The organism is Nocardia farcinica (assembly GCF_029867845.1).
Taxonomy (GTDB): Bacteria; Actinomycetota; Actinomycetes; order Mycobacteriales; family Mycobacteriaceae; genus Nocardia; species Nocardia farcinica_A.
This window is the reverse complement of record NZ_JARWRU010001125.1, coordinates 1-19701: the sequence shown is the minus strand read 5'-3', so window position 1 is coordinate 19701 and position 19701 is coordinate 1. Positions and strand designations below refer to the sequence as shown.

At 71.9% G+C, this 19701-nt stretch carries 20 protein-coding genes; 11 read left to right on the top strand and 9 right to left on the bottom strand.

The window, feature by feature from the left end; all coding sequences use genetic code 11:
• Positions 1–30: 30 nt before the first annotated feature.
• Positions 31–1089, bottom strand: a complete 1059-nt coding sequence (locus tag QH283_RS25015; RefSeq protein WP_432420776.1) for a DUF3027 domain-containing protein — start codon at positions 1087–1089, stop codon at positions 31–33.
• A gap of 17 nt (positions 1090–1106) precedes the next feature.
• On the opposite strand from QH283_RS25015, the gene QH283_RS25010 reads away from it, so the two are divergent.
• The 3 genes from QH283_RS25010 (at position 1107) to QH283_RS25000 (ending at position 4447) form a co-directional block, all read left to right on the top strand.
• Positions 1107–1880, top strand: coding sequence for a glutaminyl-peptide cyclotransferase (locus QH283_RS25010; RefSeq protein WP_280505386.1), 774 nt, complete (start codon positions 1107–1109; stop codon positions 1878–1880).
• Positions 1881–1948: 68 nt separating this feature from the next.
• Complete coding sequence (locus QH283_RS25005; protein WP_280505385.1) at positions 1949–3841, top strand: MFS transporter; 1893 nt, start codon at positions 1949–1951, stop codon at positions 3839–3841.
• A gap of 33 nt (positions 3842–3874) precedes the next feature.
• On the top strand, positions 3875–4447 hold the full coding sequence (locus tag QH283_RS25000; protein WP_280505384.1) for a DUF2771 domain-containing protein: 573 nt from the start codon (positions 3875–3877) through the stop codon (positions 4445–4447).
• A gap of 111 nt (positions 4448–4558) precedes the next feature.
• Here QH283_RS25000 and QH283_RS24995 read toward each other — a convergent pair whose 3' ends face one another.
• Entirely contained in the window at positions 4559–4978 is a 420-nt protein-coding gene (locus QH283_RS24995; protein ID WP_280505393.1) for a cold-shock protein, read from the bottom strand.
• Between the two features lie 142 nt (positions 4979–5120).
• Here QH283_RS24995 and QH283_RS24990 point away from each other — a divergent pair, with 142 nt between their 5' ends.
• The gene (locus QH283_RS24990; RefSeq protein WP_280505383.1) at positions 5121–5348 is read left to right on the top strand and encodes a hypothetical protein; all 228 of its coding nucleotides are present in this window, start codon (positions 5121–5123) and stop codon (positions 5346–5348) included.
• Positions 5349–5729: 381 nt separating this feature from the next.
• Positions 5730–6353: a resuscitation-promoting factor Rpf1 domain-containing protein gene (locus QH283_RS24985; protein WP_280505382.1), complete on the top strand. Its 624-nt coding sequence runs from the start codon at positions 5730–5732 to the stop codon at positions 6351–6353.
• 197 nt (positions 6354–6550) lie between these two features.
• Here the strand turns inward: QH283_RS24985 and QH283_RS24980 are convergent, their stop codons facing one another.
• Entirely contained in the window at positions 6551–6739 is a 189-nt protein-coding gene (locus QH283_RS24980; RefSeq protein ID WP_280505381.1) for a hypothetical protein, read from the bottom strand.
• 72 nt (positions 6740–6811) lie between these two features.
• Here QH283_RS24980 and QH283_RS24975 point away from each other — a divergent pair, with 72 nt between their 5' ends.
• Complete coding sequence (locus tag QH283_RS24975; protein ID WP_280505380.1) at positions 6812–9097, top strand: helicase-associated domain-containing protein; 2286 nt, start codon at positions 6812–6814, stop codon at positions 9095–9097.
• Positions 9098–9185: 88 nt separating this feature from the next.
• On the opposite strand, the gene QH283_RS24970 is transcribed toward QH283_RS24975, so the two are convergent.
• A complete protein-coding gene (locus tag QH283_RS24970; RefSeq protein WP_280505379.1) occupies positions 9186–9713 on the bottom strand; it encodes an LppU/SCO3897 family protein in 528 nt (175 codons plus the stop codon).
• 305 nt (positions 9714–10018) lie between these two features.
• On the opposite strand from QH283_RS24970, the gene QH283_RS24965 reads away from it, so the two are divergent.
• Complete coding sequence (locus tag QH283_RS24965) at positions 10019–11188, top strand: hypothetical protein (RefSeq protein ID WP_280505378.1); 1170 nt, start codon at positions 10019–10021, stop codon at positions 11186–11188.
• Here the strand turns inward: QH283_RS24965 and QH283_RS24960 are convergent.
• The 3 genes from QH283_RS24960 to QH283_RS24950 all read right to left on the bottom strand — a co-directional run bounded on the left by QH283_RS24960 (position 11112) and on the right by QH283_RS24950 (position 15063).
• A complete protein-coding gene (locus QH283_RS24960) occupies positions 11112–12512 on the bottom strand; it encodes a M1 family metallopeptidase (RefSeq protein WP_280505377.1) in 1401 nt (466 codons plus the stop codon). The two genes, QH283_RS24965 and QH283_RS24960, sit on opposite strands and share 77 nt — an antisense overlap.
• Positions 12513–12642: 130 nt before the next feature.
• Entirely contained in the window at positions 12643–13308 is a 666-nt protein-coding gene (locus QH283_RS24955) for a DUF3239 domain-containing protein (RefSeq protein WP_280505376.1), read from the bottom strand.
• 96 nt (positions 13309–13404) lie between these two features.
• Complete coding sequence (locus QH283_RS24950) at positions 13405–15063, bottom strand: DNA repair helicase XPB (RefSeq protein ID WP_280505375.1); 1659 nt, start codon at positions 15061–15063, stop codon at positions 13405–13407.
• 249 nt (positions 15064–15312) lie between these two features.
• On the opposite strand from QH283_RS24950, the gene QH283_RS24945 reads away from it, so the two are divergent.
• The 3 genes from QH283_RS24945 (at position 15313) to QH283_RS24935 (ending at position 17261) form a co-directional block, all read left to right on the top strand.
• Positions 15313–15957, top strand: coding sequence for a LysE family translocator (locus QH283_RS24945; RefSeq protein WP_280505374.1), 645 nt, complete (start codon positions 15313–15315; stop codon positions 15955–15957).
• Between the two features lie 151 nt (positions 15958–16108).
• Positions 16109–16612, top strand: coding sequence for a hypothetical protein (locus tag QH283_RS24940; protein WP_280505373.1), 504 nt, complete (start codon positions 16109–16111; stop codon positions 16610–16612).
• Between the two features lie 196 nt (positions 16613–16808).
• Positions 16809–17261, top strand: a complete 453-nt coding sequence (locus QH283_RS24935) for a hypothetical protein (RefSeq protein WP_280505372.1) — start codon at positions 16809–16811, stop codon at positions 17259–17261.
• A gap of 97 nt (positions 17262–17358) precedes the next feature.
• Here QH283_RS24935 and QH283_RS24930 read toward each other — a convergent pair whose 3' ends face one another.
• Entirely contained in the window at positions 17359–17910 is a 552-nt protein-coding gene (locus tag QH283_RS24930; protein WP_280505371.1) for a dihydrofolate reductase family protein, read from the bottom strand.
• A gap of 61 nt (positions 17911–17971) precedes the next feature.
• A complete protein-coding gene (locus QH283_RS24925; protein ID WP_280505370.1) occupies positions 17972–19162 on the bottom strand; it encodes a pyridoxal phosphate-dependent aminotransferase in 1191 nt (396 codons plus the stop codon).
• Between the two features lie 182 nt (positions 19163–19344).
• Here QH283_RS24925 and QH283_RS24920 point away from each other — a divergent pair, with 182 nt between their 5' ends.
• Entirely contained in the window at positions 19345–19563 is a 219-nt protein-coding gene (locus QH283_RS24920; RefSeq protein ID WP_280505369.1) for a hypothetical protein, read from the top strand.
• The last annotated feature ends 138 nt before the right edge of the window (positions 19564–19701 follow it).

The following is a 19701-nucleotide window of genomic DNA, read 5'->3' as shown; positions in this document are numbered from 1 at the left end:
CCGCCGTCCCGAACGGGTCGGCCGGACCACTCAGCTCAGCGCCGATGACGACTCCGGGGCGTCCTCGGCCGCCGGCTCCGCGGTGGACGCGTCGTCCGCGACATCTTCGGCGGCCGCCACGGCGTCGGCGGCGGCGCCGTCCGAAGCGGGCCCGCTCGACCGTGACTCGTCCACAGCGGCAGTCGTGGTCTCGACCCGTTCCTGCTCGGCCCGTTCCTGCTCGGCTTGCGCTCCGGTGCCGCCTCCGGTCGCGTCCTCGCCGGCCACGTCCTCACCGGCCACGTCCTCACCGGCCGCGGCGGCCCGCGCCTCGGCGGACTTGCGCAGCTCCGGCTTGCGCAACTCCTCGGGCGGGACGATGTCAACGGCCGCGTCGTCGTAGGCCTCGTAGCGGGGCGACCCGCTGCCGGTTGGCAGTTCCACATCGGAGTGCGCGCCGCAGCCGTACTCCACGTGCACCACCCGGCCGTCGGCGCCCATGGCGTTGGCGCACACGCCGAAGGCGACGCGCAGGGCGCCCGCCAGCGGGAGGTAGAAGCCGCAGGTGCCGCAGACGCCGGGGGCGGCCCTGGCCATGTCGGTGTCGGGGCCGTGTTCGGTGTACCAGCGCTCGGCGGCCTCGGCGCGGCCCTCGGGGCTGAGCACCTTGGGGCGGCCGAGACCGACCTCGAGGGCCAGTTCGTCGACCTCGGGATCGCCGTTGGCGACGTAGCCGGGCACCAGGCGCGGGTCGTCGGCGGGCGGGGCGAGCAGGTCGCCCGGCGCGAGATCACCCGGGCGGATGCGCTGTTCCCACGGGATGAACTCCGGGGCGACCAGGGCGTCGGGGCCGGGCAGCAGCGCGGACTCGCTGACGGTGGCGTGCTCGGCGTCCGGCGGCGCGGCCACCACCACCGCCCACTGCCAGCCGCGATAGCCGGGCAGGGTGGACTCGAAGCGGTGCGTGGCGGCGGTCTCGCCCTCGGCGGTGACACCGAGATGATCGCCCACACCGCTCGGCTCCAGTTCCAGGAGCGCGCGGCGAGCCAGGTCGGCGGCATCGACCAGGACGGGACGCACCTCGGGCTCGGAAACAGACACAGCGCTCACGGCCTACATTTTGCCGTATGGAACGCACTCTGCGTGCGTCGGCCGCCGGTGTGCTGGTCGGTGCGCTCGTCGCGGCCGGATGCGGGCAGCCGCAGGACCCGGCGCCGCGGCTGCGCGTCGAGGTGGTGAGCACCCGTCCGCACGACCGCACCGCCTTCACCCAGGGCCTCGAGGTGGTCGACGGCGTGCTCTACGAGAGCACCGGGTTGAAGGGCCGCTCCTGGGTGCGCGCCACCGATCTGGCGACCGGCGGGCAACTGGCCGCCGCGGAGTTGCCCGACACGTATTTCGGCGAGGGGATCGCCCACACCGGAGCGATCCTGTGGCAACTCACCTGGCGCGAGGGCGTGGCCTTCGCGCGCGATCCACGGACGCTGCGCGTGCTGCGCGAGGTGCGCTACGAGGGCGAGGGCTGGGGCCTGTGCGCGCGCGAGGGACGGCTGGTGATGAGCGACGGCGGCGACACTCTCACCTTCCGCGACCCGACCACCTTCGAGGTGACCGGTACCCTGCGCCTGCGCGATCGAAAAGGCGCTCACCTCAACGAATTGGACTGCGCGCCGGACGGCTCCGTCTACGCCAACGACTACCCGGGCGCCGAGGTGCTCCGTATCGACCCGGACACCGGCGAGGTGACCGGGGTGGCCGATCTGGGCGGTCTGCTCACCCGCGCCGAACGCGCAGGCGCTGAGGTCGCCAACGGCATCGCCGCGCTGCCCGGCACGGACCGGTTCCTGGTCACCGGCAAGTACTGGCCGACCGTCTTCGAGGTCCGTTTCGTCCCGGAATGACCGGTCCGACGGAGCCCGAGGTCGAGCGCGAGTGAACCTCCCGCGACGAAGTGCGCCAGAATTGGGGGGTGACTACCTCCCGCGATCCACACGGTCCCGAGCGTGGTCCGTGGGACGGCGGTCCGTGGAACGGAGACGAACCACCACCGATCGAGCGGCATCCCGGATACGACCGGTACCCGCCGCCGGTCTCGCCCCCGCGACGGCGCACCCCGCTGCCCCCGCTCGATCCCGAGCGCTACGCGCCCCCGCCCCCGCTCGCCCCGCTCGAAAAGCGCGGCACCACCGGGCGATCCGCGCCGGGCGGTTCCACTCCGCCGTCCGCGCCGCGCGACAGCCCGCAGGGGCAGCCGCGTCCCGGCGCCACAGCGCGCACCACCCCGCAGCCTGCCGCGTCACCCCAGGCGTCCCCGGCCGCGCCGCCCACCGCGCCGCCCACCGCGCCGCTGCCAGACGCCGAGACCGGGGCGGGGCGCACCCTCGGCGAGCCGCACATGCCGCGCAAGCTGACCGTGACCAGGGTCGCGGCCATGCGCGGCAGGCAGCTGACCGAGAAGGGCATCGCCACCTTCCAGCGCGCCGCCAAGGCCGACGGCGCCGACAAGTCCGGCCTGACCGCCCTGACCTACGCCACCATGGCGAACTTCGCCTTGGACGCCGCCATCGCGGTCTCGCTGGCCAACACGCTGTTCTTCGCCAGCGCGACCGCCGAGAGCAAGTCCAAGGTCGCGCTGTACCTGTTGATCACCATCGCCCCGTTCGCGGTGATCGCCCCGCTGATCGGCCCGCTGCTGGACCGCCTGCAGCGCGGGCGCAGGCTGGCGCTTGCCACCTCGTTCGCGGTGCGCGCGGTGCTCGCGGTGATCCTGGTGCTCGAGTTCGACAGCTGGGCGCTGTATCCGCTGGCGCTCGGCATGATGATCGGCTCCAAATCGTTCTCCGTGCTCAAGAGCGCGGTCACGCCCAGAGTGCTGCCACCGGAGATCGACCTGGTGCGCACCAACTCCCGGCTCACCGTCTTCGGCCTGGTCGGCGGCACCATCGGCGCCGGCGCGATAGCGGGCCTGGTCGCGGCGGTCGCGGGCTCCACCGGGTCGCTGATCCTGGCGGCGCTGATCGCCGCGGGCGGCGCCTACCTGAGCCTGCGCATCCCACGCTGGGTCGAGGTCACCGAGGGCGAGGTGCCTGCCACGTTCGGCTATCACGGCGACGACGCCCGCACCGAGGTGCTACGTCCGGGCACCGAATCCAGCGTGCCCCCGCGCAAGCGCAGGCAGCCGCTCGGCCGGGCGGTCGTCTCCGGGCTGTGGGGCAACAGCTCCATCCGGGTGCTGACCGGCTTCCTGACCTTCTACATCGCCTTCGTCGCCAAGGCCACCGAGCACCGGCCGCTGCAGCAGGCCCTCATGCTCGGCGCGGTCGGCGCCGCCGCGGGCATCGGCAACTTCGCGGGCAACGCGACCGGCGCGCGGATCCCGCTCGGGCGGCCCGCGGTGATCGTGGTGAGCTGCGCCGGGGCCTGCACGGCGGTGGCGCTGTTCGCGGTGTTCGCCGACAACCTGCTCGGCGCGGTGGTGGCGGCGCTGGTGGCCTCGGCGGCCAGCGCACTGGCCAAGGTCTCGCTGGACGCCTCCATCCAGGACGACCTGCCGCCGGAGTCGATCGCCTCCGGTTTCGGCCGTTCGGAGACCGCTCTGCAACTGAGCTGGGTGGTCGGCGGCGCGGCGGGCGTGCTGCTGCCGACGGAGTACTGGATCGGCTTCTCGGTGGTGTCGGGAATACTCGTGCTCGGGCTGGTTCAGACCTTCCTGAGCTATCGCGGCCACAGCCTGCTGCCCGGCCTCGGCGGCAACCGGCCCCAGCACGCGAAACAGGAAGTGCACCCCACCGGTGCGCCCCCGCGGCGGCGCGCCGGGAAACCACACGCCAGACGAATGACGGGAGATGGCCGAAGTGAGTGATCCAGCGGTGCGCGCGCACGTGGGAACCGACCGGTGAGCGGGGCTCGGAACGGGCGGCTGTTCGCCGTGCTGGCGGGCCTCGGTGTGCTCGTGGTGGCAGCGGTCACCGCGGTCGTGGTGGCGATCGCGGTGCGCGACGCCCCCGGGCACGATCCGCGCATCACCGCCTACGCGCACGGCACCGCGGTCACCGTCGACCCGTACCAGTACTGCGATCTGCGGCTGGTCGGCGAGGACCGGCTGGAGATGTCGAACTGCAGGCAGAACCCGGTGGTCGATCTCGAGGTGCCGCCCGGCTACCCGTTGCAGCTGTCGCTGCCCTCGGAGATCGTGGACGCGCCATGGCAGGGCATCGTGCTGTACGCGCCGCCCGGCGGGCAGCAGGTGCTCGCCCGCGAGATCTTCCGCTCCGACTACGAACCCGGCACCCGGGCGCTGACCATCGAGTCCGAGCCGGAGCCGGGGCTGCGCATGATCGGCGTGGAGATCCAGCTGCCGGTCCCGGCCATCGACGAGCAGGGCAACGAGACGACGGTCCCGCACGCCTCGTGGTCCATCCGCACCGGCTCGCTCGACGACGAGGCCGCCGGCCGGAGCGACCGCTAGCGGACCGGTCCCCGCGCGCGACGCACAGCGGCCGGCACCGGTCTCGGCCGGCGCGGGCAGCTGTCGGCTCGTCGGGCGGGGATCAGCCGGGCGGGATCTGTCGAACAGGGCTCAGTGATCGAGCTCGCGGGCGACCGCCCGGACGACCTCGGAGATGGTGCGCGCGGTCTTGCGGTCGGGGTAGCGGCCCTTGCGCAGGTCCGGCTGCACCTTGGTCTCGAGCAGGGTGATCATGTCCTCGACCATGCCGTGCAGCTCGTCGGGGGCGCGGCGTGGGCCCGCGGCCTCCTTGCGGCCGCGCTCGCCCGCCTGGTTCTGACGCAGCGAGGGGGCGTCGATGAGCTTGAGGCTCAGCGCCTGCGGGCCGCGGCGCCCAGCGGCCATGCCGAATTCCACGCGCTGTCCGGGCTTGAGCCCTTCGACCCCTTCGGGCAACGCGGAGGCGCGGACGTAGACGTCCTCCCCCTCGTCCTGGGACAGGAAGCCGAAGCCCTTCTCGACGTCGTACCACTTCACCCGGCCGGTCGGCACTGCGCTCACCCGTTCATCGTTTCGAGACCCGGACCCCGATGGTCCGCGCACAAGAACGCGCCCCACAGGTCTGCAGGACGCGATCACCCCCGAGTCTACCCCGGTGACGATACGCCGAGCACATCAGTTTTACGGTGCTGCGGTGACCAACTCACCTCGTTCCGGCTCGCCCCGCTCGGGCAACTGGCTGCTGAAACTGGCGCTCTCGCTGTTCACCGCCGGTCTGGTGGCGATCGTGGCGATCTTCGTCTTCTCGGCCGTCTCCGACGACGAGCCCGCGCTGTGGTTGTACCTGTGCGCGATGCTCGCGCCGGTCGGTTTCCTGCTCGCACTGGTGTTCGCCCTGTGGTCGGGCAGGCGGGCGCGCTGAGGCGCCGATCCGATTACCCCGGCCGCCCCGCGTTACGGACCCGAATGTGATCCTCATCACATAACGGTGTGATCACGAAAGTGTCGCGCCACTCACCACGACCCCGGGATCGCCGTCTAGCTGCACGGACGCCTGCACATGCAGCCAGACGCATACGTGACCTGGCTCCACGCGCCGGTTACCAAATAGTGATTTTTCCCGGCGACCGTCGTACCGTCTATCTCCAGCCGGGGATTCCCGGCACCACCGGCCCGCCGCACCGAACCTCGCCCCGCGGGTACCGGACACCCGACGGCCTCAGGGGTGAGGGCGGGACGGACGACCTCTCAGTCCGAACCCGAGCGAATCCTCGCAGGTGCGTACGAGAGGAAGACACCCGATATGAGTGGACGCCATCGCAAGCCGACCTCCACCGGGCGCACTGTTGCCAAGGTCGCCGTCACCGGCGCGATCTTCGGTACCGCGAGTGCCGCCCTTGCCGGAAACGCCAGCGCGGCTCCCGACTCCGACTGGGATCGCCTCGCGCAGTGCGAGGCCGGCGGCAACTGGGGCATCAACACCGGCAACGGTTACCACGGCGGCCTGCAGTTCTCGCCGAGCACCTGGACCGCCCACGGCGGCGGCGAATTCGCCCCGACCGCGAACCAGGCCACCCGTGAAGAGCAGATCGTGGTCGCCGAGAAGGTGCTCGCCTCCCAGGGCTGGGGCGCCTGGCCTTCCTGCTCCGCCAAGCTCGGTCTGAGCAGCGCGCCGACCCTGCGTGAAGCGCCGTCGAAGCCCGAGACCCCGCGCTGGAACCCGGTGCAGCCCGCCCCGCAGGGCCAGAACGAGAGCCAGGACCTGTTCCAGGCCGTGGATCGCGCCATCGCCACCGTGCAGCAGCAGGGCGTGCAGATCCCGCAGTCCGCGCTCGACTTCTTCGAGGCCGCCAAGTCCAGCAATGTGCAGCTGGATCCGCACGTGGTCAACTTCTTCGAGGCCAACAAGAACCTGCTGCCCTCCTGATCGTCAGGGCGAGCTGATCGTCAGGGCGAGCTGATCGTGGCGCGCGCGAGCTGCCGGGGCAGTGGGCAGCGAACGGCCGCGAGACCGACCGGCTCCGAGACGAACAGCCGACAGCGCAGGGACGAACAGCGCAGAAACGAACAAGGCCCCCGCCTCTTCCGGCGGGGGCCTTGTCGCACTCTGCGACACGTCCCGGATCAGCGGTTGACCACCGTGTACGGGTGCCGGTACGGCAGCTTCTCCGCGGGCAGGGGGAACTCGACGTCCTCCCCGTAGGGCGAGAGATTGCCAGCCCGGCTGGCAGCGAGCTCGGTGACCGCGTGATCACCGTCGGCCACCTCGGGCCATCCATTGTCCACATAGGACTTCTTCGTTTTGTTTGCCACAAGGTCATTCTGGCACGGTCCGAATCCGGCGTGCCGCCGGTGCGGCGCGAAGGGCGTCGTAGGGTGGTCAGGATGAGCACGACCGAGTCCCTGGCGGGGTGGCTGGCATCCCGCGGCGATGCCCAGCTGGTCGCGCTGTTGCAGGCCCGTCCCGATCTGGCCGTGCCGCTGCCCTCCTCCATGACGGTGCTGGCGGGACGCGCCGAGCAGCGGGCCTCGGTGCTGCGGGCCTGCGACGATCTGAACACGCTGGAATTCGCGATCATCGACCTGCTGGCCACCCGTGCCCGCGACCACGCCGAACCGCTGACCCGCAAGGGCCTGTACGCGCTGTGGAAGGGCAGGGCCACCAAGGCCGCGATGGAGGCCGCTCTGGAGCGGCTGACCGGGCGGGCGCTGGTCTGGTTCGACGGCGACACGCTGCGCCTGGTGCCCGCGGCGGCCGAGGCGCTGCCCTGGCCGCAGGGCGCGGCGGTGGAACTGTCGGACGCGCTCACCGAACCCGAGATCGAGGCGGCGCTGGCCGAACTCGACCCGGCCGAGCGCGCGCTGCTGGACAAGCTGGCCACCACCGGCCCACGCGGCCGCACCAGGGACGCCGCCCCGGACGCGCCCGCGGACCGGCCCGTGCCCCGGCTGATCGCGCGGCGCCTGCTCGACCGCGTCGACGACGAGACCGTGGAACTGCCGGTCACCGTCGGCCAGCTGCTGCGCCGCGAACCGGTCACCGCCCCCGACGTGCTGACCCCGCCGCGCGCCCGTCCGCACACCCACACCCCCGCCGAGGTGGCCGCGGTCGCCGCGGGCGAGGTGGGGGAACTGCTGCGCCACTGCGCCGACATCCTCGCCGCCCTCGGCAACACCCCCGCTCCCGCCCTGCGCGCGGGCGGACTCGGTGTGCGGGAGCTGCGCCGGGTCGCCAAGCAGACCGGCATCGACGAGCAGCGGGCCGCGCTGTTGATCGAGGTGCTCGCCGCCGCCAAGCTGATCGAGAAGGGCCTGCCCGACCCGGCGCCCGACCTCGACACGGTGGACGATTTCTGGGCGCCCACCCCCGCCTCGGACGCCTGGCTGGACGGACCGCCCGCCCGCCGCTGGACGGTGCTGGCGATGGTGTGGCTGGATCTGGACCGGATGCCGTGGATGATCGGCATGCGCGACGCCAACGACAAGCCATTGGCCGCGCTCTCGGCCGAGCTGCGTGTCCCCTACGCCCCGCGCGACCGGCGCGCGATCCTCGGCCTGCTCGCCGAACAGCCCTCGGGCACCGCGCTCGACCCCGCCGACCTCGGTCGGGTGCTGGCCTGGCGGCAACCGCGCAGGCGAAGGCACTTCCGCCGCGAGGCCGTCGAGCACACCATCGCGGAGGCCTCGGCGCTCGGCCTGCTCGGGCGCGGGGCGCTGGCTCCCGCCGCCAGGGCGCTGCTGCACGAGACGGTCAGCTCGGCCGCCGACGCCGAGGCGGAGATGGACGCCGCGCTGCCCGATCCGGTGGATCACGTGCTGGTGCAGGCGGATCTGACCGTGATCGCCCCCGGACCGCTGGTCGGGGAGCTGGCCAAGCGGATGGCCCTGGTGGCCGACATCGAGTCGGCGGGCGCGGCCACGGTCTACCGGATCGGCGCGGACTCGGTGCGCCGGGCGCTGGACGCGGGCCTGACCGCCGCCGAACTGCACAGCCTGTTCGCCACCCGCTCGCGCACCCCGGTGCCGCAGGCGCTGACCTATCTCATCGACGATGTGGCGCGCAGGCACGGGCAGTTGCGGGCGGGCATGGCGCAGTCGTTCGTGCGCAGCGACGATCCGGCGCTGCTGGCGCAGGTGTTGTCCGCGCCGGTGGCGGACCTGCTCGCGCTGCGGGCGGTGGCCCCGACGGTGGCGATCGCCCAGGCGCCGCTGGGCGAGGTGCTTGCCCGTCTGCGCGAGGCCGGTTTCGCGCCGGCGGGCGAGGACGCCTCCGGTGGGCTGGTGGATCTGCGCCCGCGCGGCGCCCGCATCCCGACCAGACCCAATGCCAGGCAGGCCTACCGGCCGGTGCCGCCCAACCCCGAGCAGCTGGCCCTGCTGGTGGCCGAGCTGCGCGCCGGTGAGCGGGCGGCGGGGGCGCGCTCGGGACAGGCGGTGCGCTCGGACGGCACGAGGACGAGCACGGCCGCCACGCTGGCGCTGCTGCAATTGGCGGCGCGGGCGCGACGGCCGGTCAACATCTCCTATGTCGATGCCCAGGGCAAGGCCATCCAGCGGGTGGTCGAGCCGTTGCAGATCGGCAACGGCAGGCTCGACGCGCTCGACACCGTGACCGGCGCGGTCCGGCACTTCACCCTGCATCGCATCGCCTCGGTCGCGCTGCTGGAGTGATCCGCGCGAGAGGCGGAGAAAAAGGACGAACCGGCCGCGCCCCGGGTCGGAGCGGGCCGGTTCGGGCCGGTTCGGGCCGGATACGTGCCTACGCGGTGGGGGCGCTCAGGCAGAACAGCGTCGCGGGTTCGGAGACGACGATGAATTCCTCGCCGCTCTCGCAGAGCAGTTCGTCGGTCTCGCCGTCGATGCGCTGCACGACCTTGAAGGTGGCGTCGGGCGAGGAGCAGTCGACCCACTTGTAGGGCGAGCTGCCCACGTCGTTGTAGCAGGCGTCCTGCGCGAAGTTGGGGGCCAGGCACAGGAACGTGGTGCCGCCGGTGGGCAGCTGTTCGGTGTAGCTGGTGTACTCGCTGGAGGCGCACTGGGTCTCCTCGTCGGAGCTGGAGTGCACCTTGTAGACCGCCTGCGGCGAGGAGCAGTCGGCCGGTTCGCCCTCGGTGGCCGTCGGCGTGTTGTCGGTGATGTTGACGCAGTCGCCGACCTTCGTCTTGGCCACATCGGACTTCGCCGCGTCGTCGATGGCCGAACAGCCACTCATCACGACCGCGAGCGCAGCCGCCGCCAGGAGGGCGAGCACGACGCGCGCCAGCAGCCTCGGTCCCCGGAACTTCACGTGAAAACCTCTCTCACCGAATGTCGTTCACGGTGGATTTTTCGTGAACGACGAGGAGGATACCCGCGTGCGTGCCGCGGTTGTCCGCCCCCGACCCGGCGCGGCCCCGCGGCCGGGCTCAGAGGCTCAGCCCCTGCATGCCGAGCAGGGACAGGCCGATGATGCGCGGCAGGAGCGAACCGAGGAGCAGGTAACCGGAATTTTCCACGGACAGAAGCCTTTCAGAGAATCGCCACGAAAATGGACGTTCGTCCAGTTCAAGGACTGTGTCGCTTCCCGAGGCTCGATCGTTACGCTTGGCCAGTATGCCGCTCGATGAGGTCGCCGTCGACTTGTACGCCCGGGTACCGGCCGATTTCGTCGCGGCCAGGGACGAACGCGCGGCCGCCGCCAGGCGAGCAGGCGACAAGGAACTGGCCGCGGCCATCGCCGCCCTGCGCAAACCCACCCTCACCGCCTGGGCCGTCGACCTCCTCGCCCGGCAGGCGGCCGACGAACTGGCCGCGCTGCTCGACCTCGGCGAGGCCCTGCGCCGGGCGCAACGATCGCTGTCCGGCGAGCAGTTGCGCACGCTCACCACCCAGCGGCAGCGGGCGGTCTCCGCGCTGGCCCGCAGAGCCGGGGAACTGGTCGCCGAGCGGGGAAAGAAACTGTCCGACAACGCCGTCCGCGAAGTCGTGCAGACACTCAACGCCGCCCTGGCCGACCCGGAGGTCGCCGAGCGGGTCCGCACCGGCACGCTCGCCACCGCCGCCACGTACTCCGGGTTCGGGCCCGCCGGACCCGACCTGGTCGCGGTGGACGGCGGGGCGCGGGAGACCGGGCGGCGTAAAGGCAGGGGCGCTGCCCGCCACGAGACCGATACCGGCGAACCCGGTCGGGAACGGACCGGCGGGGCACCGGAGACCGGCGGGAAAGAGCGTCGTGCGTCCGTCACCAGCGGCGAGGCAGACCGACGAGACCGCGCGAAGAAGACCGGCACGGATCACGCCCGGCCGAGGGGCCGGGACGGGAAACGGCGGACGGACGAGACCGGCACGACGGCCGAGCGCGGCGCGCGGGCCGGCGCGGCAGCCGCGACCAACCGCGCCCGACGCGAACTGGACCGTGCGCGCGGCGAACTCGACGACCTGCTCGCCGCACTGGACACCGAGCGCGAGACGGTCGAATCCGCCGACGCTGAGGTCGAGCGCACCGACCGGGCCCTGCTGCGCTGCGACGCCGAGATGGAACGGCTGCGCGCCGAACTCGCCCACGCCGAACAGCAGCGTCGTTTCGCCCGCACCGCGCAACGCCGCGCCCGCGACGAACTGGAGACCGCGCGCCGCCGGGCCGAGCGCGCCGAACACCGGGTGCGGCGGGCGCGTGAGCGGGTGGAACGGTTGTCCCTGGCCGCGGTCAGCCGCGCGGCCCCGGTTGCGCCGGATGGAGATACTCCGCGGGCGGCCGCGTCGTCCCCTCCAGCCAAGCGGTGAAGAAGCCGGTCAGATCGCGATCGGTCCTCGACTGCACGAAGGCGCGGAAATCGGCCATGGAGGCATTGCCGTAGGCGTGGCGGGCGAGGAATTCCGGTAGGGCGGCGAAGAAGACGCGGTCGCCGACCGCGCGGCGCAGCGCGTGCAGGAACAGCGGACCACGGTAATAGACCGGCCCGAACTCGCGGCCCGCGCCGGGGTCGTACAGCGGGATCTGCCAGATCTCCGCCCCGTCGCCCAGTTCGTCCAGCGCGGCCTGGTACAGCGCGTCGGCGTCGACGCCCGCCGTCCGCTCCGGCCACAGGATGTCGGCGGTGTAGGCGGCGAAGCACTCGTGCAAGCAGATGTCGGACCAGCTCCGCAGCGTCACCGCGTTGCCCCACCACTGGTGGGCGATCTCGTGCACCACCGTGTTCAGATCCGCCCACGGCGCGTACAGCGGGCGGGTCTGGGTCTCCAGCGAGAACGGCAGGTCGGTGTCGAGGTGGATGCCGCCCGCGGTGTCGAACGGGTAGGGCCCGAAGAGCTGTTCGGCGAAGTCGATGATCTCCGGCACCCGGCGTTCCAGCCCGGTCTTGTCCCGGGCACCGGGGGCGAAGGCGCTCAGCAGCGGGGTGCCGTCGGCGCGGCGCTGGTCGAGGAAGGTGAAGCGGTCGACGGCCACCGTGGTCAGGTAGCCGACGACCGGCTCCCGCGACTCCCAGGTGACGGTGCGCGAACCCCCGGTCACGATGTCGGCGGTGCGCCTGCCGATGGAGGCCACCTGCCATTCGACGGGCACCGTGGCGCGCAGGGTGAAGGTGGCCTTGTCCAGCGGGGTGTCGTTGAGCGGATACCAACTGGTGGCCGCGTGTGGCTCGCCCGCCACGAAGGCGCCGCCGCCGGGGGTGAAGGTCCAGCCTGCACCGGCGTTCTCGGTCACCTCGCCGCCGTAGCGCACCTCGACGGTGAACGGCAGCCCGGGCAGCAACGGCAGCAGCGGGGTGACGGTGAGCTCGTGTTCGCCGTTGCGCTCGAAGGCGGCGGGCAGCCGGTTGACGGTGACCGCGGTGACCGCGGGTCCCTGGTAGTCGAGGTTGAACGCGCGCAGCGGCTGGGTGCTCACCGCGTCGATGCGGGCCGTGCCGTCCAGCCGCCTGCTCGGCGGGTCGTAAGCGAGGTCGAGGTCGTAGTGGCGCACGTCGTAGCCGCCGTTGCCGTCCAGCGGGTAGTAGGGGTCGCCGAGCCCGGGCGCCCCGGTGAACGGGCCGGCCTGCGCCACGGCCCCGCCCGGCCCGACGAGCAGCACCCCGGCCAGCATCGCGCCCAGAACCGCGGAACGCACCCCGCACCACCCCTCTCACCCGCCGCCGCCCGGCCACCCCGGCCGGGTCCACCGTGCACGCTAGCGCTTCGGAATCGCCCAGCCGCCCGACGCGCCGTCACCCGGATGTCGCGGCGGGCCCCCGCACGGCTCAGCCGCCGAGGTCGGGCAACTGCCGGTGATCGAGCAGCAGGCGCTTGGCCGCGGTGCGCCGCACCTTCTCCGCGAGCGCGAGATTGTCGGCGAGCAGCCGCCATTCGGCCTCGCTGATGGCGGCGCGGGCGCGTTCGATGACCTCGGCGTCGGTGGTGCCCCAGGCGATGGGCATGGCGTTGACCGACTGCCAGCGCTCCCCCACCTGCCTCGGCGCCGCGTCGATGCGCACCGCCACCGCGGGCACCCGCTCGCCGGGGCGACGGTCGTGGCCGGGCAGATCCCGCACGCGGCGGGTCACCAGGGCGTAGCGCGGGCCGGACGCGCCGGGGCCCGCCACATCGACGAGGGCCATGAGCACAAGGGCGCGCGGGCGGATGTGCGAGATCACCGCGGGCACCAGTTCGCCGGTGGCGTAGAGATGCTCGATGCCGGCGCGGCGCGGGGCGCGCAACGCCACCCACAGCGCGACCACGGTGCCGAGCACCGTCGCCACCGCGAGCAGGTAGGACCACGGATGGTCGAGACGGACCAGCAGGGCGGTCACCACCGCGGACACGATCGCGACGGCGATCGCGAGCAGGCGGCGGCGGCGCAGGTCGGCGAGCACCTCGTTCACCGCGTGTGCATGCCCCCGGTCCACCGCGAATTCGAAGCTTCGCACGTATTCTTCCTAGCACACGTTGTGGAGGTTGTTCCTCCGCTTATTCTGCCGCATCCCGCACACCTAGAGCCGCCTGTCTCCCGCGGGCCGGGAGGATCAGCCGATCGCCGGGCCGAGCAGGTCGTCGGCGTCGGTGATGCGGTAGGCATACCCCTGTTCGGCGAGGAAACGCTGCCGGTGGGCGGCGTACTCGGCGTCGAGGGTGTCGCGCGCGACCACCGAATAGAAGTGTGCCTGCCCGCCGTCGTGTTTGGGCCGCAACAGCCTGCCCAGTCGCTGCGCTTCCTCCTGGCGCGAACCGAAGGTGCCCGACACCTGCACCGCCACCGACGCCTCCGGCAGGTCGATGGAGAAGTTGGCGACCTTGCTCACCACGAGCACCGGGATCTCGCCGCGGCGGAAGGCGTCGAACAACGCCTCGCGTTCCCTGGTCTTGGTCGAACCCTGGATGACCGGCGCGTCCAGCTCCGCCCCGAGTTCCTCCAGCTGTTCCAGATAGGCGCCGATGACCAGCTTCTGCGAGTCCGGGTGCCGGTCGAGGATGGACTCGACCACCGCGATCTTGGTGCGCGCGGTCGAGCACAGCTTGTAGCGCTCCTCCGGCTCGGCGGTGGCGTAGGCCATCCGCTCGGCGTCGGTGAGAGTGACGCGCACCTCGACGCACTCGGCGGGCGCGATCCAGCCCTGCGCCTCGATGTCCTTCCACGGCGCGTCGTAGCGCTTGGGGCCGATGAGGGAGAACACATCGCCCTCGCGCCCGTCCTCGCGCACCAGGGTGGCGGTCAGGCCGAGCCTGCGCCGGGACTGCAGATCGGCGGTCATGCGGAAGACCGGCGCGGGCAGCAGATGCACCTCGTCGTAGATGACCAGGCCCCAGTCGCGGCTGTCGAACAGCTCGAGGTGCTTGTACTCGCCCTTGGTGCGGCGGGTGATCACCTGGTAGGTGGCGATGGTGACCGGGCGGATCTCCTTGCGCTCGCCGGAATACTCGCCGATCTCGTCCTCGGTCAGCGAGGTGCGCGCCAGCAGCTCGCGCCGCCACTGCCTGCCCGCGACCGTGTTGGTCACCAGGATCAGAGTGGTGGCCTTGGCCTTGGCCATGGCGGCCGCGCCGACCATGGTCTTGCCCGCGCCGCAGGGCAGCACCACCACGCCGGAGCCACCCGCCCAGAACGAGTCGGCGGCCAGCTCCTGGTAGTCGCGCAACCGCCAGTGCCCGCCCTCGTAGTCGAGCTCGATCGGGTGCGCCTCGCCGTCGACGTAACCGGCCAGGTCCTCGGCGGGCCAGCCGATCTTGAGCAGCATCTGCTTGATCCGGCCACGCTCGGAGGGATGCACGACCACGGTGTCGTCGTCGATGCGCGCGCCCAGCATGGGGGCGATCTTCTTGTGCCGGAGCACCTCCTCGAGCACGGCGCGATCGAGGCTGACCAGGGTGAGCCCGTGCGCGGGGTGCTTGACCAGCTGGAGGCGGCCGTAGCGGGCCATGGTGTCGACGATGTCGACCAGCAGCGGCTGCGGCACGGCGTAGCGGGAGAAGCTGACCAGGGCGTCGACCACCTGCTCGGCGTCGTGCCCGGCCGCGCGCGCGTTCCACAGCGCCAGCGGGGTGACCCGATAGGTGTGCACGTGCTCGGGGGCGCGTTCGAGTTCGGCGAACGGCGCGATGGCCTGCCGCGCGGCGTCGGCCAGTTCGTGGTCGACCTCGAGCAGCAGGGTCTTGTCGCTCTGCACGATCAACGGACCGTCGGTCACAGTCTCTCCTCGTCTCGGCGCACCCGGGCACGCGCCGTTCGCGCGGGCCGCGCGGAACGGCCGCCGTCTCCCCGGTAGGGGTGTGTGGCCCCATTGTCCCCGACCCCGCCGACATCCCCCGCGGCGCATCACCGCCGGTACAGCGCCCGCGGCGGTCGATTTGTTCCTCGCTGTCCGGCGGGTGGAGCGGGCCGGTGATCCGCGACTGGACCGAGACGCGCACCGGTGGGGCGGGTGAGGATGGTGGGCATGATCGAGACGGCGGCGGTTCTCGGTGTCGCGGCGGCGGCACTGGCGATGGTGCTCACACCCGGACCCAACATGATGTATCTGGTCTCCCGCACGGTCGCCCAGGGCAGGCGCGCCGGGCTGATCTCCCTCGCCGGGGTGGCGGCGGGCTTCGCGATCTATCTGGCGGCGGCGACCGCGGGCATCACGGCCGTCTTCGCGGTGGTGCCGGGGCTGTACCTGGCGGTCAAGGTCGCGGGCGCGGCCTACCTGCTGTGGCTGGCCTGGAACGCGCTGCGCCCCGGCGGGGTGTCGGTGTTCACCCCCGCCGAACTACCCGCCGATCCCGCCCGACGGCTGTTCACCATGGGCCTGGTCACCAACCTGCTGAACCCGAAGATCGCCGTCATGTACATGGCCCTCATCCCCCAGTTCGTCGCCCCGGGCCACGGCCCGGTCTGGCTCCAGAGCCTGACCTTGGGCGCGGTCCAGATCACCGTGGCCCTGCTCGTCAACGCCATGATCGTGCTCGCCGCGGGCGGCCTTGCCACGTTCTTCACCCGCCGTCCGCTCTGGCTGCGCGCCCAGCGCTGGGTCATGGGCACGATGCTCGCCGGCGTCGCCGCCCTGCTGGTCACCGACCGCACCCGCCCGGTCCCGGCCTGACCCGCCTGCCCGGCGGGGCCTGTGCGGAGACCAGGAACACCCGGTCGGCTCGCCGACCGGATCGGCCGGGGCATCCGGCCGAGGCCGAGATCGCGCCGCGCGTGCCGGGTATGGTCGAAAGACGTTGGGACAGGCCCGCACAGGGGGCGTGGTGCACGAACACGAGGGCTTCGGGTCGCCGCCGCGGCCGGGGCCGGGGAAGAAGGCCGGGCTCCGGTCCGCTGCCGGGAAGGTCCTGGCCGGGCTGGTTGGCGTGGCGTGCGTGCTGTTCGCCCTGGCGCTGGCCACCGAGTCGGTGAATGCCGCCGCCTACTACCTCGGCTACGGCGACGAACTGCGGGTCGAGGTGACCAGGGGTTCGGTGGGAGACCTGCCGGGCAAGGGCAATCGCGCGGGCGAGGGCCGGGTGGTCGGTGACGGACGGGTGGTCGAGCTGTACGGGGTGGACGAGGGCGAAATCGTCACGGCCAGGCCGGTGCTGGTCGCCCTGACGCCCGGGGGCGTCGAGGCCTATCGGGCGGGCGCCCCGGTGTACCGGCGCTTCTTCTCACTGCTCGGCGTGGTGGTGATCGGCGGGTTCGGGGCGGCGCTGCTGTACAACGCCGTCGTGCCGTGGCGGGGCAGGGCAGCACCGGCGGGCCGGAGAGCTCGCTGACCGCATGCGACGGCTCTGCGCCCCCGCCCGGTCCCGGCCCGACCGCGCCGCGCCGGACCGGTAAGGTCGAAAGCTCCAGGGGAACAGGAGTATCCGGGGCACAGAGGTATCGGGGGGCACCATGAACGCGCACGACCACTTCCTGACGCCGAGGCGACCTGGGCCGCAGCGGGAATCCCGCCTTCCACCGGCGATCGTGAAAACTCTGTGCGGCGTGATCGGCCTCGTCTTCACACTGGGCGGCCTGCTGTTGACGGTCGCTCCGATCAACGCCGCTGCCTACTACCTCGGCTACGGCGACGAGGTCCAGGTCGAGGTGACCCGGAGTTCGATCGGGAGCATGTGGGGCAGGGACAGTGAGAAGGGCGAAGGCCTGGTCACCGGGGAAGGACGGGTGGTCCATCTGTCCATGGTCACCAGGGGTGAGACCGTGACGGCCAGACCGGCTCTGTTCGACATCTCACTCGCGCACGATGAGTTCTTTCGCGTCGGAGCACCCGTGTACGAACACTTCGTCGTCCTGATCGGCGTGGCCATGCTCGGCGGATTCGGCCTGACACTCCTGCTGGGCGCCGCGGTCATGCCGTGGCGAAGGCAGACCGGCCGGAGCGCCGCGCAGTCTCCGGTCCGTAGGCGGGACCGGAGCTGATCGACCTGCCGCGGCTCGGCACCCGAGACCTGCCGCGTCGGCGCGCCGGGTGGCCCGGCCCCGGCCCGGGCGGCAGGCCCGGCGCGGCTCACCCGGCTCAGGCCGGGGCGCTCAGGGTGTAGCTGAGCACCGCGAACTGCCCCATGGTCGCCGTGGCGGTCAGGCGCAGCCGGTCGGAGAGGATGCGGCGGGGCAGCAGGGGTGCGCCCGCACCGAGGGTGACGGGGGCGATGGAGACGATGATCTCGTCGAGCAGGCCCGCGTCGGCGATCTGTGCGGCCAGATCGCCGCCGCCCAGCACCCAGATGTCGTGTTGGCCCGCGACCACGGCCATCTCCCGGTGCACGGCGGTGACGTCGCCGGAGACGAAGCGCAGGTTCGCGCCGGGGATGGGCGGCAGCTCGCGGTGGGTGAAGATCCAGGTGGGCATGTCGCCGTAAGTCTTCTCCCAGATGTCGGCGCCCTCGTTGGCCAGCAGCCACTCGTAGGTGGTCGCGCCCATGCACATGGCGCGCATGCCCGTCATGAACTCGTCGATCTCCCCGCTGCTGCGGCCGTCGTCGTCGACGGCGAACAGCCAGGTCAGGGAGTTGTCGGGGTCGGCGAGGAAGCCGTCGAGGCTGGCGGCGGTGTAGTACTTGGTCGTCATGCGGCGAATCGTCGCAGCCAACCCGGTCGGATCGTGTCAGGGTTTCCCGGCGGTTCGCCGATCAGTGCTCATTCCCGGCGCGCGCGGCTTTCTCCCGCAGCCGCCGCACGCCCTCGTCGAGAGTCTGATCGCGCTTGCAGAAGGTGAACCGCACCAGCGACTCCCACGGCTGTCGGTCATCGGCGAACACCGAGACCGGCACGGCCGCCACCCCGAGCGCCGCGGGCAGCTCCCGGCAGAAGGCCAGGCCGTCGGTCTCCCCGAGCGGGGTGATGTCGGCGCACACGAAATACCCGCCGTCGCTGGCCTTGACCTCGAAACCGCACGCGGCCAGCGCCGCCGACAGCCGCGTCCGCCGGTCCGACAGCGCATCCCGCAGCCGCGCCACCCAGTCCATCTCCTCGGTGAGCGCGTGCGCGACGGCGGGCTGGAAGGGGCCGCCGCCGACGAAGGTCAGGAACTGCTTGGCCGCGAGCACCCCGTCGAGCAGGTAGGCGGGCGCGCACACCCAGCCGATCTTCCAGCCCGTCACGCTGAAGGTCTTGGCGGCGCTGGAGATCACCACGGTGCGCTCGGCCATGCCGGGCAGCGTGGACATGCTGATGTGCTCGGCCCCGTCGTAGACCAGGTGCTCGTAGACCTCGTCGGTCACCACGATCAGGTCGTGCTCGCAGGCGATCTCGGCGATCGCGGTCAGCTCGGCGCGCGAGAGCACCGCGCCGGTCGGATTGTGCGGGGTGTTCAGCAGGATCAGCCGGGTGTCGGGTGTGACGGCGGCGCGCAGGCTGTCGACGTCCAGGACGAACCGGTCGCCGTCCGGGACGAGCCGGGCGGTGCGGCGCCTGGCCCCGGCGAGGGCGACGGCGGCGGAGTAGGAGTCGTAGTACGGCTCGATCAGCACGACTTCCTGACCGGGTTCGACCAGCCCGAGCAGAGTGGCGCTGATGGCCTCGGTCGCGCCGACGGTCACCAGGATCTCGCGGTCGGGATCGTAGGCGGTGCCGTAGCGGCGCAGCCGGTCGGCGGCGATGGCCTTGCGCAGCACCGGCATTCCGCGTCCGGGCGGGTACTGGTTGACGCCGTCGGCGATGGCCCGGCGGGCCACCTCGAGCATGCTCTCCGGTCCGTCGAAATCGGGGAAGCCCTGACCCAGGTTCACCGCGTCGTGCGCGACGGCGAGTTCGGTCATCTCGGCGAAGATCGTGGCGCCGAACGGGCGCAGGCGGTCGACGGTGGCGGGGCGTGCAGGCATATCTGGCAGAGTAGCCGAGCGGTCGCCAAAGTTGCGAACAGATAGCGAAAGGCTATATTTCACATCTGTTTTCAGTCTCTCACCTGCATGGTTGTGCGTTGCCCGGAGGGCGGCTAGCCTGCCGGTGTTCTACCTCACACCACTACCGCCGTCTCGGCGGCGGTGCATGAAAGGGGGCGCACATGAGCGCCTATCTGGATCTGTTACTGCATCCGGCCGCGTCGGAGGCGGCCGGAACGGTTCTCGGGGCGATTCGCGAGGTGGCCCACGATCTCATCGCGGGCACGGGCGATTTCTTCACCGGATCGTCCACGGGTGACGCGGGACTCGGCTCCTCCACGCCCGACGCCGGGCTCGGCTCCTCGACCGGCGACTTCTTCACCGGGTCCACCTACCCGTGATCGATTGCCGCCGGGACTGATTCGGCGATCGGAACGAGCACGGCGCCCCCCCCCCCAACCGCCCGCAGGTGCCGGGGGCGGCCCCGCACATATAAAAAAAAAAAAGGCCACCAAACCCAAAAAAAAAAGAAGGGATAG